At 64.2% G+C, this 15,209-nt stretch carries 14 protein-coding genes and 1 pseudogene; 8 read left to right on the top strand and 7 right to left on the bottom strand.

Features of this window, described 5'->3' with window-relative positions:
* Window positions 1–2: 2 nt before the first annotated feature.
* The 3 genes and pseudogenes from glcF to ACMGT0_RS19445 all read left to right on the top strand — a co-directional run bounded on the left by glcF (window position 3) and on the right by ACMGT0_RS19445 (window position 3,037).
* Window positions 3–1,238 carry a glycolate oxidase subunit GlcF gene (gene glcF / locus ACMGT0_RS19455; RefSeq protein ID WP_054064266.1) on the top strand — a complete coding sequence of 412 codons (1,236 nt, stop codon included), beginning with the start codon at window positions 3–5 and terminating at the stop codon, window positions 1,236–1,238.
* Between the two features lie 158 nt (window positions 1,239–1,396).
* A pseudogene (locus ACMGT0_RS19450) lies at window positions 1,397–2,179 on the top strand (MCP four helix bundle domain-containing protein); the annotation flags it as partial.
* A complete protein-coding gene (locus ACMGT0_RS19445) occupies window positions 2,174–3,037 on the top strand; it encodes a methyl-accepting chemotaxis protein (protein WP_416773514.1) in 864 nt (287 codons plus the stop codon). The pseudogene ACMGT0_RS19450 and the gene ACMGT0_RS19445, both read left to right, overlap by 6 nt.
* Window positions 3,038–3,064: 27 nt before the next feature.
* Here ACMGT0_RS19445 and ACMGT0_RS19440 read toward each other — a convergent pair whose 3' ends face one another.
* From ACMGT0_RS19440 to ACMGT0_RS19420, 5 genes are all read right to left on the bottom strand, one after another.
* The gene (locus ACMGT0_RS19440) at window positions 3,065–4,210 is read right to left on the bottom strand and encodes a class II histone deacetylase (RefSeq protein WP_054064264.1); all 1,146 of its coding nucleotides are present in this window, start codon (window positions 4,208–4,210) and stop codon (window positions 3,065–3,067) included.
* A 14-nt stretch (window positions 4,211–4,224) separates the two neighbouring features.
* Window positions 4,225–5,403: an MFS transporter gene (locus ACMGT0_RS19435; protein ID WP_416769344.1), complete on the bottom strand. Its 1,179-nt coding sequence runs from the start codon at window positions 5,401–5,403 to the stop codon at window positions 4,225–4,227.
* A gap of 21 nt (window positions 5,404–5,424) precedes the next feature.
* Window positions 5,425–6,306: a transporter gene (locus ACMGT0_RS19430; protein ID WP_054057349.1), complete on the bottom strand. Its 882-nt coding sequence runs from the start codon at window positions 6,304–6,306 to the stop codon at window positions 5,425–5,427.
* Between the two features lie 113 nt (window positions 6,307–6,419).
* A complete protein-coding gene (locus tag ACMGT0_RS19425; protein ID WP_054057348.1) occupies window positions 6,420–7,382 on the bottom strand; it encodes a helix-turn-helix transcriptional regulator in 963 nt (320 codons plus the stop codon).
* Between the two features lie 235 nt (window positions 7,383–7,617).
* A complete protein-coding gene (locus ACMGT0_RS19420; RefSeq protein ID WP_416769341.1) occupies window positions 7,618–8,550 on the bottom strand; it encodes a LysR substrate-binding domain-containing protein in 933 nt (310 codons plus the stop codon).
* Window positions 8,551–8,657: 107 nt separating this feature from the next.
* On the opposite strand from ACMGT0_RS19420, the gene ACMGT0_RS19415 reads away from it, so the two are divergent.
* Window positions 8,658–9,269 (top strand): glutathione S-transferase, encoded by a 612-nt coding sequence (locus tag ACMGT0_RS19415; RefSeq protein ID WP_054064260.1) that lies wholly within the window; start codon window positions 8,658–8,660, stop codon window positions 9,267–9,269.
* Between the two features lie 332 nt (window positions 9,270–9,601).
* Here ACMGT0_RS19415 and ACMGT0_RS19410 read toward each other — a convergent pair whose 3' ends face one another.
* Window positions 9,602–10,549 carry a helix-turn-helix transcriptional regulator gene (locus ACMGT0_RS19410; RefSeq protein WP_416769339.1) on the bottom strand — a complete coding sequence of 316 codons (948 nt, stop codon included), beginning with the start codon at window positions 10,547–10,549 and terminating at the stop codon, window positions 9,602–9,604.
* A gap of 179 nt (window positions 10,550–10,728) precedes the next feature.
* On the opposite strand from ACMGT0_RS19410, the gene ACMGT0_RS19405 reads away from it, so the two are divergent.
* Complete coding sequence (locus ACMGT0_RS19405) at window positions 10,729–11,157, top strand: hypothetical protein (RefSeq protein WP_054064259.1); 429 nt, start codon at window positions 10,729–10,731, stop codon at window positions 11,155–11,157.
* A gap of 27 nt (window positions 11,158–11,184) precedes the next feature.
* Window positions 11,185–11,835, top strand: a complete 651-nt coding sequence (locus ACMGT0_RS19400) for a hypothetical protein (protein WP_416769337.1) — start codon at window positions 11,185–11,187, stop codon at window positions 11,833–11,835.
* Between the two features lie 94 nt (window positions 11,836–11,929).
* Here ACMGT0_RS19400 and ACMGT0_RS19395 read toward each other — a convergent pair whose 3' ends face one another.
* Entirely contained in the window at window positions 11,930–13,285 is a 1,356-nt protein-coding gene (locus ACMGT0_RS19395) for a hypothetical protein (protein ID WP_054057343.1), read from the bottom strand.
* Window positions 13,286–13,858: 573 nt separating this feature from the next.
* On the opposite strand from ACMGT0_RS19395, the gene ACMGT0_RS19390 reads away from it, so the two are divergent.
* Both ACMGT0_RS19390 and ACMGT0_RS19385 read left to right on the top strand, forming a co-directional pair.
* Window positions 13,859–13,996, top strand: coding sequence for a PA0050 family protein (locus ACMGT0_RS19390; protein ID WP_017904532.1), 138 nt, complete (start codon window positions 13,859–13,861; stop codon window positions 13,994–13,996).
* Between the two features lie 147 nt (window positions 13,997–14,143).
* Window positions 14,144–15,193: a nucleoside hydrolase gene (locus tag ACMGT0_RS19385; RefSeq protein WP_054057342.1), complete on the top strand. Its 1,050-nt coding sequence runs from the start codon at window positions 14,144–14,146 to the stop codon at window positions 15,191–15,193.
* Window positions 15,194–15,209: the final 16 nt, after the last annotated feature.

The raw sequence follows: 15,209 nt of genomic DNA, 5'->3' as shown, positions 1-15,209 counted from the left end.
CCATGCAGACCCATCTGAGTGACCAGGCCCGGGCCCTGCCTCGGGCGCAAGAGGCCGAAGCGATCCTGAGGAGCTGCGTGCACTGCGGGTTCTGCAACGCGACCTGCCCGACCTACCAGTTGCTGGGGGACGAACTGGATGGGCCCAGGGGGCGCATCTACCTGATCAAGCAGATGCTGGAAGGGCAGGCCCCAACGGCCAGTACCCGCCAGCATCTGGACCGCTGCCTGAGCTGCTGCAATTGCGAGTCCACCTGCCCCTCGGGGGTGAAGTACCACAACCTGCTGGATATCGGCCGGGCCGTGGTCGAAGAGGCGGTTCCGCGCTCGCTGTCAGAGAAGTCCCTGCGTACCGGCCTGCGCCTGGTGCTGGCCGAGCCTGCGGTATTCAGCCTGTTACTGCGCATGGGGCGTGCATTACGCCCGGTACTGCCGCAGGCACTCAGGGACAAGATTCCGAGCGAGGTACGGCCCGCCGGCAATCGGCCGCCGGTACGGCATGCGCGCCAGGTACTGGTGCTCGAGGGCTGCGTCCAGCCGAGCCTGTCGCCCAATACCAATGCGGCGGCGGCAAGGGTTCTGGATCGGCTGGGCATCAGCACGCTGCCCGTCCGCGAGGCCGGCTGTTGCGGTGCGCTGGACTACCACCTCAATGCCCAGGAAAAGGGCCTGGAGCGTGCTCGCCGCAACATCGATGCCTGGTGGCCGGCCGTGGAGGCCGGGGCCGAGGCGATCATCACCACGGCCAGCGGTTGTGGGGCCTTCGTCAAGGAGTACGGCCAACTGCTCCAGCGTGATCCCCGGTATGCCGACAAGGCTGGGCGAATCAGCTCCCTGGCCGTCGACCTGGTCGAAGTGCTGCGTGCAGAGCCGTTGCAGGAGCTGGCGTCGGGGATTGACTTCAAGGTCGCGTTCCATTGCCCCTGCACGCTGCAGCATGCCCAGCGCCTGGGCGGAGCGGTCGAGCAGGTGCTGGCACGACTGGGTTTCAATCTCACCGCAGTACCCGACGGCCACCTTTGTTGTGGTTCGGCGGGCACCTACTCCCTGACCCAGCCCGAACTCGCCCGGCAATTGCGGGACAACAGGCTCAATGCGCTCGAAAGCGCGAACCCGCAGGTCATCGCGACGGCCAATATCGGCTGTCAGATCCATTTGAATGGGGCCGGCCGCACCCCTGTACGTCATTGGATAGAGCTGGTGGATGAGGCGTTGGCCCCGGCAACCAGCCCCGGATGAGTACAGGGGATGCAGGTACGGGAAGCCACCGGAAGGGGACCAGGGCGCAAATAAACCCATTCATGCCCCTTAAGGCTGCCCAGGCACGGTCGATAGGATGACTATACTCGCGCGACCGTGCGGTCACCGCTCATCCCCTCTCTACTACAGGTTTGCCCATGAACTGGTTCTACAACGCCAAGATATCCACCAAGCTTTATCTCGCTTTCGCCCTTTGCGCTTCCATCACGTTGGTGGTCGGTATTCTCGGCAGCCTGGGAATCGGCTCGTTGTCTTCAAGCCTGCAACTGGTGTTTTCCAACAACCTCGTGTCGGTCGCCAAGACCGCCGAGGCCCGCTCCTTTGCCATTACCCAGAGCCGTGAACTGTATCGCCTGCTCTCAATCGCCGCTGCGGGCGGTACGGCGTCCGAACGTAGCCCCATTGTTGCGGCCATGAAGGACAGTCGCGAGAAGAGCGAGCGTGCTTTCGCCCTCTACCGTACCACGCCGCTGGCCGATGACGAGCGCGCCGCCGGCGATCGCATGATGAAGGCTTGGCCCGCCTATCAGGCACTGGTCGACCGCGCGGTAGCGACTATCGACGAGGGTGATCTGGCGGGAGCCAGGCGGCTCATCTCCGGGGAGGTGCATGAGGCCTTCCGCGCCATCAACGATGAACTGACCATCATGGTCGAGTCCAACAACCGCCAGATCGGTGAGGGCGGCGACGAGGCGCGCGCCACGGAAGCGGCCGCCAAACTCAAGTTGTATACCGGTATCGGCCTGGCCTTTGTGGCGGCCATTATATTGGGCCTGTTCATCAGTCGGGTGATCAGTGCCCCGCTCGTGTCCGCTGTTCGCAACGCCCAGCGTATCGCCGGCGGCGATCTCACCCAGCCGATCGAAAGCGGTCACCGGGATGAGGCCGGTCAACTGTTGACGGCGCTCGGGGAGATGCAGGGCGGTCTGAAGGGCACCATTCAGCAGATCGCCAGCGCCGCGGATCAACTGGCGTCGGCCGCTGAAGAACTCAATGCCGTGACCGAGGAGAGCAGTCGTGGTCTGATCCGGCAGAACGACGAGATCCAGCTGGCCGCCACCGCCGTCACCGAGATGAGCGCGGCGGTCGAAGAAGTGGCGCGCAATGCCACTTCGGCCTCGGAAGCGTCCGGGCAGACCAGCAAGGAGGCTGCCAGCGGTCGCGATCAGGCCCGCGAAGCGGTCAAGGCCATCACCAGTGTGAACAACGAGATTGGCCAGTCGACGGTGATCGTCGATGAGTTGGCCGGCAGTGTGCGCGATATCGCCAAGGTGCTCGATGTGATCCGCGGTATCGCCGAGCAGACCAACCTGCTGGCGCTCAACGCGGCCATCGAGGCGGCCCGGGCCGGTGAACAGGGGCGCGGCTTTGCGGTGGTGGCTGACGAAGTGCGGGCCCTGGCGGCCCGTACCCAGGCCTCGACCGGTGAGATCGAGGCGATGATCGCCAGCGTGCAGTCGCGCGCCGACGACGCGGTCAAGGCCATGGGCAACAGCCGGACCCTGGCCAGCAGCACCCAGGAGCTGGCCCAGGCGACGGGCGAATCCCTCGAACGCATCGCCCAGAACATCGCCGCGATCAACGACCGCAACCTGCTGATCGCCACGGCCTCGGAAGAGCAGGCCAACGTCGCGCGCGAAGTGGACCGCAACCTGGTCAACATCCAGGACCTGTCCACCCAGACGGCGGCCGGCGCCAACCAGACCAGCGCCTCCAGCCAGGAACTGTCGCGTCTGGCTATCTCGTTCAACCAACTGGTGGGCACCTTCAAGCTGTAAGGACCCGCTGTCGGGCTGCCGAGGCGGCTATCCCGCAGCTCGCCGGGCGGCGTCGCTTTCGGTGGCCTGGAACCAGGCCTCGCGCTGGCTGTCCAGCAACTGGCGCTGCCAGGCCTGCATCTGGCTGTTGGGCTGCTGCTGACGGATGAACGCCAGCAGCGGGTCCACCACCGCGGTACGCACGCCCGACAGGGCCTCCAGCGTCGCCAGGCCACAGAACGGCACGTACGCTTCGGCATAGCCGCCTTCATGCACCAGCACCAGACGACCACCGCACAGGCGATCAGCCACCTTGCGCACCTTGGCGGTCATCAGGCGGAACGACTCGCTGTGCAGCAGCATCCGCGCCAGCGGATCGACCGCGTTGGCGTCGTAGCCGCAGGCGACGAGGATGAGTTCCGGTTCGAAGCGCTCCAGCGCGGGAATGACCAGCGTGTCCATGGCGTACTGATAGGCGTCGTCGCCGCTGCCCGGCAGCAGGGGGATATTCAGGTTGGTGCCGACGGCAGGCCCCTCGCCGCGGTCTTCGGCACCGCTGTAGCCCGGTGGGAAGCAGCCTTCCTGATGCAGCGAAATGGTCAGGACGTCACTGCGCTCGGCATAGATCGCCTGCGTGCCGTTGCCGTGATGCACATCCCAGTCGAGCACCGCGACCTTGCCCAGACCGTGGCGGGCCTTGGCCGTTTCGATGGCCACCGCGATGTTGTTGAAGAAGCAGAAGCCCATGGCCTGGTCGGCCGAGCAGTGATGCCCCGGCGGGCGCGACAGCGAGTAGGCGTTGCTGGCCTCGCCGAGCAGTACCGCCTCGACGGCGGCAATGGCCAGGCCGGCCGACAGCCTGGCGATCTCGAAGCTGCCCGGCCCGATGGGCGCGTCGTTGCCCAGGCTGCCGCCGCCAGCGTCGCTCAAGGCCTGGAAGCGCTGCAGATAGTGGGCCGGATGCACCCTGAGCAGGTCGGTGTCGGAGGCCGGCTCGGCGCTGCGCACTGCCAACTGGCGGGTCAGGCCGCTGACATCCATGAGGTTCTTCAGGCGTCGTTTGGTTTCCGGCGACTCGGCGTGTCCGGCCGCCGACGGCGGTTGCACCCAGCCGCCCACCGGCAAGGTCAGGGCGTGCAGCCCGGCGCTGTGCCACAGGCTGAGTTCGTCGAAGAAAAAGGCGGTCTTGTGCATGTTATCGGTCTCTTTCAAGGGTGTACGGTAGCAGCGGCACCTGGGCGCCGGCCCGCGAGGATCAACAGCAGCGACAGCAGCGTCAGGGCCGCCGCGCCCAGGAGTGTGGTGCGGTAGTCGCCGCTGGCCTGGATCAGGTGCCCGGCGATCCCGGGGCCGATGGCCAGGCCGGCGCCGATCACCAGGTTGCTGAGGTTCATCAGCCGGCCGCTGGGGTCGAGTTCGGCCAGGCAGGCCAGGATCAGCGGCAGGACGAAGGTCCAGGTGAACTTGAAGATCAGCGCCGCGCAGGCGAAGCGCAGGGCGGCCGGTTCGTTCTGCAGGAGCAGCACGGCGCCGAGCATCAGTGCGTAACCCAGGATCAGCAGCGGGGTACGCGGCAGGCGGCCACCGATCAGGGCGGTGCACGCCGCGCCGACGATGCCCATCAGGGTGGCGATTGCCAGGATCTGGCCGCTGTCCTGGGGGCTGATCGAGGCATGGCTGGCGATGCCGCCGATGAAGGTCCAGACGCCGCTCAGGCTCACGTAGAAGCACAGGATGGCCAGGATCCCCAGGAGCGCACGGCCCTTGGCGACCGGTGCCCGGGGCTGATCCGCAGCGCTGCTGAGGGCAATCGGGAAGGTGCGCACCAGGGGCAAGGCCACGGCCATCAGGGCGGCGAGGCTCAGGTAGCAGGCCGCCAGGCCATGGCGGGCGAACAGCAGGGGCAGTACCTGCAGGCCGATGGCGCCGAGGACCAGTTGCCCCAGCACCCAGAAGCCATACACGCGGCTGCCATTGCCCATCAGGGCGGCACTGACCATGCACAGGATCATCAGCGACCCGCCGCCCAGGCCCGCGGTGATGCGCATCAGCATCAGCAGGGAGTAGTCGCTGACCAGCGCCGAGAGCAGGTTGCCGACGACGAACAGGGCACCGGCGAGCAACCCGGCCTTGCGCAGGTCGACCCGCTTGAGCCACCAGAAGGCGGGCACTGTCGCCAGGCTCATGGCGCCCAGCTCGGCCATGAACAGGTTGCCGATCCGGGCCGGTGCCAGCCCCCACTGACTGGCGAGCTGCGCCGCCACGGCCGGGGCCGTCATCAGCAGGGAAGGGGTGATGGCCGCCAGCACTACCAGGGCGATCATCAGGGGCCGTTGGCGGGTGATTTCCGGGGCGGATACCTGAGTGTTATCGATGGAAAGGCTCATGAAGGAACGCTCCGGTGCGGGTTAAAACACATGGACCAGACGCAGCAGCGCCTGACTGCCGTGGTAGCCGTTGTCGGTGTCGACATTGCGGGTCAGGGCCAGCAGCCCCTGGTTCCGCTTGTCGAACCAGTGGCCCAGCTCGAAGCCGACCTGGGTGTAGCGCTGGTGGGTGTCGGCCAGGCGGTTGTCATTGAGGCGCAGTTCCCCGCCGTCGGCGTGGATCAGGCGCAGTGCGCCGTAGGTGGCGGGGGTGAAGTCGTAGGAGGCGAAGGCCTGCAGGCGATAGAGCGGGTCCTGCTTGAGCGTCGAGCCGTAGTAGTCATCGTTCTTGCCGTAGACCTGGGCCTCGAGGTTGGCCTCGAGCAGCCACTTTTCGCCGATGCCCTGGGTGAAGTTGTAGACGAAGTGTCCGGCCCAGCGGTTGGCGCCGGGCGAGACGTCCGGGTTCTGGCTGTGGTATTCGCCCACCGGCAGGCTGATCAGGCTCAGGAAGCCGCTGTAGGTGCGGCTGGCCGGGTTGTTGATCAGGTACAGGGTGCCGCCGACCTGCGGATCGCCGAACCCGCTCTCGTGGCTGCGCGAGGTGGCGCCGGGCAGGCGGGCGTCGATGTCGGCGAACGGTACGATGAACTGCGGCGTGCACAAGGTGCCGCAGATGTCGGTGAAGATCAGCTGGCGCCAGGCCAGGGCGTTGACGTTCAGGTCCGCCCGGCCGGTGCTGTTGGCGCGGCCGTGGTAGTCATTGTCGCGGGTCATGGGCAGGTAGAAGACGCCCAGGGTCGTGCCCACGGGAGCGCTGACGAAGTCGCGGGCGTTGAGGTCGGCGGCCTGGGTGCCCGTCGAACCAAGGGCGGTGGTCAGTGCCAGTGCTGCGGTAAAGCCGGGTGCGTGGGGCGATTTCATCGATCAGGCTCACTTCTGTCGGGAGAGGGGGAAGGGCAGATTTCAGGCATGAGGGCGCCCAGGCCGCCGGTGGGGCGGCAGGATTGCTCAGCATGGAAGGCGTGGCCGGGTGGTCAGTCGGGTGTGGCGCGCAGCAACTGGGCGATGCGCGCCTTGTCCTTGACCCCGAGCTTCGTATAGATCGTGCGGATGTGATGGCGCACGGTGTTCGGCGCCAGGCCCAGCTCGCGGGCCACTTCCTTGTAGGTCTTGCCTTCGCCGAAGCCCTGGGCGACGTCGTACTCCCGTGGGCTCAAGCGTTGCAGTGGCGTGCGCGGACGGGCCGCGAGTACGAACAGGTCTCCGGTGCGGGAAATGCTCAGTTGCAGCGTGCCCAGTGTCTGTTCGCCCTCGGTGATGGCAATGGGCAGGTTCGGCCCGCTCCAGTCGGCAAAGCAGCCCAGCCAGCGCTCGATGAAGCCGCGTTCGGCGCACTGCAGGGTGCCTTTGCGATCACACACGGCCAGGGCCAGGTTGTGCGGGGAGTCGAGGCTCTCGCGCTGGGCGATCAGGGTGCGGATCTGGTTGGCGGAAATGGCCGCCGCCAGGTGCGGCATCACGTGGTCCAGCAGCAGCCGGTCGGTGTCGCTGAAGCGCGGCTGGCCAGGGCTGCGGTACAGCGCCAGGTGTTCACTCAGTTGTGTCAGCGGGTCGATGACCATCACGCACAGCAGCTCCTGGATGCTGTGCCGCGCTCCCAGCCAGCGCAACCCTTCAGTGCTGTGCATGTCGATGATCACGGCCTGGCCCGGGTGCGAGTGGGTCATGGCAAGGGTGATGTCATCCTCGTGGATGCAACGCCAGTCCTGCAGGTAGTCCGCGGGCAGGTGAAACAGGTGATTGCGGTGCTCTTCAAGCATGCCGTCAATCAGGGCGGCGCGCCCCCACCAGGCCTTGTCGAAGGAGACCAGCCCCTGCAACCGGGCCAGCATCGCGTCATGAAAGTGCTCGACGCTCCGGTCATTGGCCAGGCGCTGGATATCCAGAAGGGCGCTGCTGAATAGGCTCAGCAGCATGTTGCCGGTAGGGCTGCTCATGGGCGGTACCTCGGTGCGACCTGTTATTTTTATTGTCACGCGATCGGTTGGACCAGACGCCGGGGACGGCGTGGGCAGGGCCAGTGGGGGCAGTATCCGCCGAGGGATGGGGGATGGCTATCCTACAGATGCAGGATGCGGAACCCCCAGGGTGCCGTGCGCCGGCCCTGAAGATCGACGACAGGCCCGACTGGCCGCTCTAAAAAAGGGTGGAGGGTGGTTTTGAGGGGAGTCGTTACCCAAAAGGCTCTCTTTGTGGTTCGCCCATGGAGTAGGCTCTACCCGCGGACGCCATGTACTGCTCGGCCTCTGCCAGCAGCCACGCTGCAAAGGCATCTCGCCGTGCTGCCGAGCGCGACTGCAGAGGTTGTACCAGCCAGTAGGGGTAGGGATACGGCACGACATGCTCGGACAACTGCACCAGTTCTCCCCGCTGGATGGCGTCATGCACCAGGCTGCGACGCTCCAGGGCGATCCCCTGGCCCAGGGTCACGGCGCGCAGGACGAGGTTGGAGTCATTGCTGCGCAGGCCTCTTCGAGGCGCCTCGATATCCAGGCCCGCGGCCTGGCACCACGGCTGCCAGGACTCCATGCTGAAGATGATCGGGCTGTCGACGATTTCCGCGGGTGTTCCTGGAAGGCGCCCGCCATTGAAATGCGGGGCGGCCACCACGACCGACTCATCCTGGAACAGCAGGCGGCTCTCCACGCCCCCCCAGTCGCCACGGCCCATGCGAATGCCGATGTCCATGTTTTCCTTGGGCGAGCGGGACACCGCCAGGCTCGCCTGCAGACGGACATTCACGTCCGGGTGCAAGGCCTGGAACCCGGGCAATCGGGGTACCAGCCAGTGGGCGCCGAACGAGGGTACGACGGCCACGACCAGTTCGCTGGCGGCGGGCTGGGTTTTGACCGAGCGCGTGGCTTCAACGATGTGGCCGAGGGCTTCGCGAATCTGCAGGGCGTACAGCCGTCCATCCTCGGTGACCCGCACCCCGCGACCCTCACGAGCCAGCAAGGTGACGCCCAGGGTCTCTTCCAGCAGTTTGATCTGCTGGCTGACCGCCGAATGGGTGACGTGCAGTTCCCTGGCGGCCGCGGTCACGCTGCCCAGGCGGGCCACGGCCTCGAAGCTGCGCAGGCAACTCGTAGGAGGGATATCGAACATGTAAGTCAGGCTTACCAAAAGTGACAGTATTTACCGATATTACGCCGATTTTCAGTCAGGTAGTGTAAGTGGGAGTGAAATAACCCCTGATGCAAGGAGCTGGAATCGTGAAACTACTGGGTATGCTGGATTCACCTTACGTGCGCCGCGTTGCCATCTCGCTTGACCTGCTCGGTGTCGAGTTCGAGCATGCGTCGCTGTCGGTCTTCAGCCAATTCGATGCCTTCGCCGCGATCAATCCGGTGGTCAAGGCGCCGACGCTGGTACTCGACGACGGCACGGTGCTGATGGACTCCTCGCTGATCATCGATTACCTCGAAGCGTCCCAGGCTCACGACCATGGCTTGTGGCCCCGGCAACCTCAGGCGCTCGCCAGTGCATTGCGCACCACCGGCCTGGCATTGGCCGCCTGCGAGAAGGCGGTTCAACTGGTCTACGAGCGCAAGTTGCGCCCGGCCGAAAAGCAGCACCAGCCGTGGATCGATCGTGTCATCGGTCAACTGGTTGCCGCCTGTCGGGCGCTGGATCAGCAAACCGCATCGATGGCACAGGATTCAAGCGGGCGGCCGGATCAGGCCGCGCTCTCTGCGGCGGTGGCGGGGTCGTTCATCGAGCTGATGCTACCCGACCTCATCAGACTGGAGGACTTTCCGGCCTTTCATGCACACACGCAGCGCCTGGAGCAGACCGAGCTGTTCAAGCGCTACCCAGTGCAGTAGTTCTGGCTGGCGGAGATATCCTCCCAGAGATCCACAGGCTCGATCTGCCGGTGCGTGGTGTCCGTGTCGATCTTATAAGTCGACAAAACGATCAGCCTGGGTCAGTAGCAGGGCAAAGAGACGCGGCATTTTCTGGCAGGGCAGGCGCATTGGCTCGATCAGTCGCCTGCATAGCGTTGGCTTGGGTAGTCAGTGGGGAAGGGCGGGTCTGGCGGCGTTGAGGAGGGCAAGTTGTTCAGGCCTGGTGCGAGCAGCCAAGGGAGCGGCAGTTCAGCTCACTTGGGCATAACGCTCGATGGGGGGGGGCCCGCGTCGTTACTCGAACAGCTCCGTCATCCCTCCGCCCCCGGCGCATAACCAAAATACGCCTTGTACGCATGATTGAAATTCGCCGGATTGGCGTACCCCAACCGATACGCAATCTGCGCCACCTGCCATTTCTTCTGCTGCAACAACGTCCGCGCCAACTCCATCCGCTGTTGCCGCACATACTCCAGCATCGACTGCCCGAACACCTGCCCGAACGCTCGTCGCAAGGTGGTTTCGCCGACTCCCAACTGCTGCGCCAAAGCCAGGCTGCCAGGCGGGTCGAGCAGATGAGCATCCAGTTGTCGGCGTGCCTCATGCGCCAGGTCCCGATGCCCGCGTACCGCTGGTGCCTGCTTGGCCACCTGGCCCTTGAGATGCGCCGCCAGTTCCACCAGCACCGCCAAACTGAGGCTCTCCTGGTGCAGGCGTTCCAGCGCACCTTCGTACGGCGAATGATAAAGCCGCTCCAGCAGACTCCCCAGCGCCCGGCAACGCTTGAGCGCCGAGAACTGCATGCCCTTGTCGAGCAGCCCGAGCAAGGGTTGCAAGGTTGAATCCTCTTCGGCCAGTTCCCGCAGGTAGTCACCGGCGATCCGTAGCCCGGCCATGCGCGCATGGCTGCCGGCCGGCAACTGGTCCACCGCCTCCATGCTCTCGCTCAGGCCCAAAATATGCGGGGCACCGATGGTGTACTGATTGAGCCGACCGTCGACCCGATGCTGCCACTGCCCGTGCAGCACCTGGACGATGCACAGGCTGCCGGGCAGTACCTTGTCGATGCGCAGGGGCTCGGGGAACTGCAGGTCGCAGTCGAAGTACTGCAGGTGCGGACGCACGGTCCGTGCACGATAGTGACCGCTGGCGCTGCCCAGCACCTGGCCGATTGCGGGATCGAGCACGCCGGTGTGTGCCAGCGAGGCGGGGCGGTCGAAGCAGAATTGTGTATCCAGATAGGCGTTCCAGCGTTCCATCGACACGGCGTTTCCATGAAAACTTGGCTACATGGTCACAAATGTTAACGCGATCACGGGCACGGCGTCAGCGCTTGTGATCGACGGCGTGATTGTTGTGGGTGGCGGCCATGGCGGTTGGCAGTACGCCGGGGGCGGACTTCAATAGTCGCCCCTCCCACCTTCAAGGAACCTGAACGATGCTCGATTTTCGCAAGTGGGCGCTGCTGTTCGTCACCACGCTGGCCCTGCTGGCCGGCTTCGCCCAGGCCGAGGAACGCCCGCCGGTGGCGGACAAGGTCCTGGCCTATTCCGGCCAGCAAGGCGTCAAGGTCTGGACCCTGCGTATCGGTGAGCGCAGCGATAACCAGGCGCTGGTACAAGTGGAAGACGTGGACCATGACTGGAACCTGCGCATCCAGAAAATGAATGTGGAGAAAACCGCGAAGGACACCCGCTATTCCACCACCGTCGATGGCCAGAAGTTCGTCGTGCTGATCCTCCAGGAAGGCTGGGGCGAGCTGTATCTGCCGGGCGAGTCCAAAGCCCTGACCGTCGGCTATGACGAGAACCTGTCCAGCCGCGGCGATGCTCAGGCGTTTCTCACCGAATACCTCAAGAAGCAGTAAGTGATGAGCCAAGAGAGCGAGACTCCGATGACCAATCCTCAACAACCCGACCTGTCGGCCAGTCTCGGCGGTGAGTACGACCGCTTCAGCGCCACCCAGCGCGAGCAGACGATCGCCGAACTCAAGCAGGTGATCGAGCGTGTACCCGAGCAGTCCGAGTTCACCAACACCGGCCGCTACAAGTTGCTCGGCCCGCTGTTCACGGTGATTGCGCTGGGCATGCTGGCCCTGGGCATGCATCATGGCAAGACCGGCCTGATGGTCTGTGGCGGGTTCCTGGCCCTGCTTTTCCTGCTGGTCACCTGGCAGCACCGCAACGCCGGTCAACACGCGTTCATGCGCCTGACCCGTCGCCAGTTGTTCGTCGACACCCTCAGTGCGCCGGTCAACCTGGCGGACGTCGTTGACATCTTCGTCAAGGACGAGGGCCTGGTGACGCTGCAGAAGCTGACCCTGCGTCCCGGCAGCCCCCTGCCGACCCACCGTGCCGTTCGGCAGTTGTTCGGCAACCAGGCCATGGCGTTGAAGAAACCGGAACCGCACATCCGCATTCATTCGGCAGGGCTGATGAGCAATGGCCGCAAGCTGGACTGCGACGAGATCGACGCGCTGCTCAATGCCTATTGGCAGGCCGCACATGCTCAGCAGGAACTGGATGCGTTGCAGCGCAACGGTTGAGAAAGCGGGCACGGCTTCGGCTCGTGCCAACCGCGTGAATGCTTGCTGAATCAAGCCCGGCTCCGGGCAACCCCTGCCCGGAGCCAGGTCACCGTTACTCGAGCAGTTGTTCCAGGCTCGGGTCGCGAATCACGCGCTGCAATGGCAGTTGAGGCGCGCTGCCGGACTTGAGCATTTTCAGCTTCGGACTGGCCACTTTCGTGCAGGCATTGCCGCCGTTGGCGTAGATCCCGCCCATGGCGCATTTCCACTCGTAGAAGTTCGCCAACCCATTGGACATCTGCAGGCTGAAGTCCGTGCTCTGGGTGCCTGGCGTGAACGGATGACCGGCCTGGATGTTCTGGAACCACTTCATCCATTCAGGCGAGCCCACCGGTGGCACCTTGTCCGGACTCTGGAACGTCGGGTTCATGAGCGCAACTTGCGGTGACTCGGCCGTCATGTGGCAGCTCTGGCAGGAACTGACGGGGTTGTCCACCGGGCCATTGAGGCGCCCGTTCCAGCCCAGGTGGGTCGGTGGCAGCTCCTGGGTGTTGGCGTTGATGGCGGTCTGTTTCAGCGCGGTGTTGATCTTGGTGACGGTCGGCTGCTTGTTGGTGAAGTCATCGCCTGTCTGTTGCGGATCGTTGCCCCACATGATCCCCACCGGTACCAGGTTGTCCCAGCCGGCCTTGCCGGTCTTGGCCCCGTTGTACTGGAAGGTGCCGAAGATCCAGCCGGTGTCTTTCATGCGCGTGTCGCGCACGGCGATGTCCATCTGGATCAGCGCGACGTCGCGGACCACACGGTTGGTCGACTTGAAGGTATCGGTGATGTATGCCTGCCATAGGACCGGGTTGGCCAGAAATGGCACGGTGCTGCGATCGATGTCGGCGAACAGCGCCTTGCACACCACTGTCCCGTTGGGGAAGCTGTTGGGTTGCGAGGTGTAGCTCGGGTCGGGGTTCTGCGGGTCTTTCCAGACCTGGCCGACGGTGTAGGCGCCGATGTCGTTGTAAATGCCCACGGCATAGGTCTGGCCGGTGGCGGTCTGCGTCGGTGCCAGTTGCTTGACCTGGATCTGCGCTTCCTTGGTCAGGCCATGGATGCCCTCACGCCCCAGCGGACCATAGTGCTGCCACGGCATGTGGTACCACTGGCGCACCTTGTTCTTCTGCACGTCCCAATTGACCTCGATGTTGCCCTCCAGGCAGTAGTTCTTCACCTCGTTCATGTAGACGCGCCAGGTTTCGAAGTTGTTGTCCGGCTTGGCCGGCAGTTTCTTGAAGAACGCCGGTGGCGAGCCGGTCGGCGGCTGGGTGGGGTAGTTCTGGCTGAGCACGAATTTGGGGCCGGTGTAGCTGTCCGGCGGCGCATAGCCGTAGTCGGGGTAGGTTCCGGCCTGTGCCGCGACGCTGAACAAGGCGGCCGCCACCGCCAATCCTGTGAGTGTTGTCTGGTGCTGGTTCATCGATTATCTCCTTGATGGGGAATACGCCGGGCACGTTTCGAGTCTGTGCTCGTGCTCAGCCGGGCTTTCCTTTTTTTCTTGGTCTGGGTCTCGGTTTGGCCATCGAGACGGGCTTCACGGGTCAGCAGGGCATGGGGTGGTTCACCTCCTCGGCAGTGCCGGACAAACGAGTTCAATCCCCGGCAATTGCCGGAAATGCGGGAAAAGGGGAGACGGATTGTGCGCAGCGGATGCGAGGGGGGAATTGCCTATCGACTCCTTGTCGATCGCGTGCCGTTCTTCCTTGCTACAGGTGTAGGCGACTTCCGTAAAAACGCCATGCCCTGGGTGAAAAATAGCGGTCTTTCGGTTGCCCGGGGTTCTGCGAACTGCATCTGACCTGCGGCCGTCCACCACACTGGCGCGTTCGACAGAGCTGATCTTTACTCTCCGGCGACTCGTGGGCGAGTGTCGGGAGGGGATCCCTGTGTGGGGCCGCTGCCGGGAGCGATCGTCTGCGAGTGTCCGTGATGACCGACTGTACCCTCGATCAGGGACAGGGAACGTTCGATTATTAACCTCAGGAGGTTGCAAATGAAGAAAGTACTGTTGGCCGTGTTCCTGCTCTGTGGCGTCTCTCTGACTGCCCAAGCCGCCTGCCCGGTGTTCGGCCCGTCCAAGGATCCGTGCAGCGGACCGGTGTTCGGTCCGTCGACTTGCGAATGCCCTTGAGGTAGGTCGCATGGCGGATCCGGTGCGCCGGGTCCGTCAAGGATTCTCTGATCAAGTCACCACAGGCCATCCGAACGCTTGGGCAGCAGGATCGTTTTGTATTGGAACCGGACTTGAATGCGTTATTTAGCCAGGAGGGCTAAGGATATGTCTGCGCAACCGCTTACACATGTGCTCGTGGATACCGATGTCGATTTCGACGACTACATGGCCATCTCGTATTTGCTCAAGCACCATGCGATCAAGGTTGACGGCATCACCGTGACCGGAGTGGGGGCTGTTCACCTGAGTCACGGCGTGGAAAACATCAACAACTTCCTCACGCTGTTCAATGACAAGACCATCGAGCAGACGCCGGTCGTGGCGGGCTTCCAGCGTCCGCTGCTGTATAGCAACACCTTTGCCTTCGATACACGCCAGGCGGCGGATAAACATTACGACGCCGCATTTCCCCGCAAGAATGCCAACCCGACGCGCACCGGCGCGGTCGAGTTCATCAGGGAAACCCTGGAAAGCGCTGACCACAAGTTCACCGTGCTGCTGATCGGCGGCGGCACGACCTGGGGCCACCTGTTCCGGCAGGCCAGGACGGACGCGGTCTTGCAGAAACTCTTGCGCAGCAAGGTCGAGCGCATCGTGGTGATGGGCGGCAACCTGCTGCCGCAGTACGTCAAGCCCGGTGCGGGCGGCAACATCAAGGACGCGCTGGGGTCTACGCCGTACTACACCAACGAGGTGGCCGAATGGAACATCTTCCTGGACCCACTGGGCGCCCAACTGGTCTTCGACAGTGGGATTCCCGTGCAACTGGTGGCGCTCAATGCCTCCAATGATATTCCCATCACCCAGGATTTCGTGCGCCAGCTCTCGCAGATCAAAGATCCGGTCGCACAGTTCCTCACCCAGGTGCTGGGCAGCTCGACCATCGTCCACGGCATCGGCAACTACCTGTATTTCTGGGACCCGCTGGCGGCCGTCGCCATCACCGATCCGCAACTGATCACATTCAAGCCCTACAAGCTGCGGGTGGAGCAGGAACTGAACGAGGAGCAGGACACCAGCGGGCAACTGATCCCGGACGAGGCCAAGTCTGCGGTCGACGTTGCTCTGGACGCCGCCAGCGGGTTTGTCCTGTCGCTGTATCTGGCCACTCTCGCAGGTCGATCGACCGAGGCCACGGTAGAAAACACGCGATGATCGTCAGGGGCTGCGT

The sequence above is a fragment of the Pseudomonas sp. RHF3.3-3 genome, from assembly GCF_048069595.1.
GTDB lineage: Bacteria > Pseudomonadota > Gammaproteobacteria > Pseudomonadales > Pseudomonadaceae > Aquipseudomonas > Aquipseudomonas fuscovaginae_B.
The sequence above is the reverse complement of the archived record's forward strand: the minus strand, read 5'-3'. Positions and strand labels throughout refer to the sequence as shown.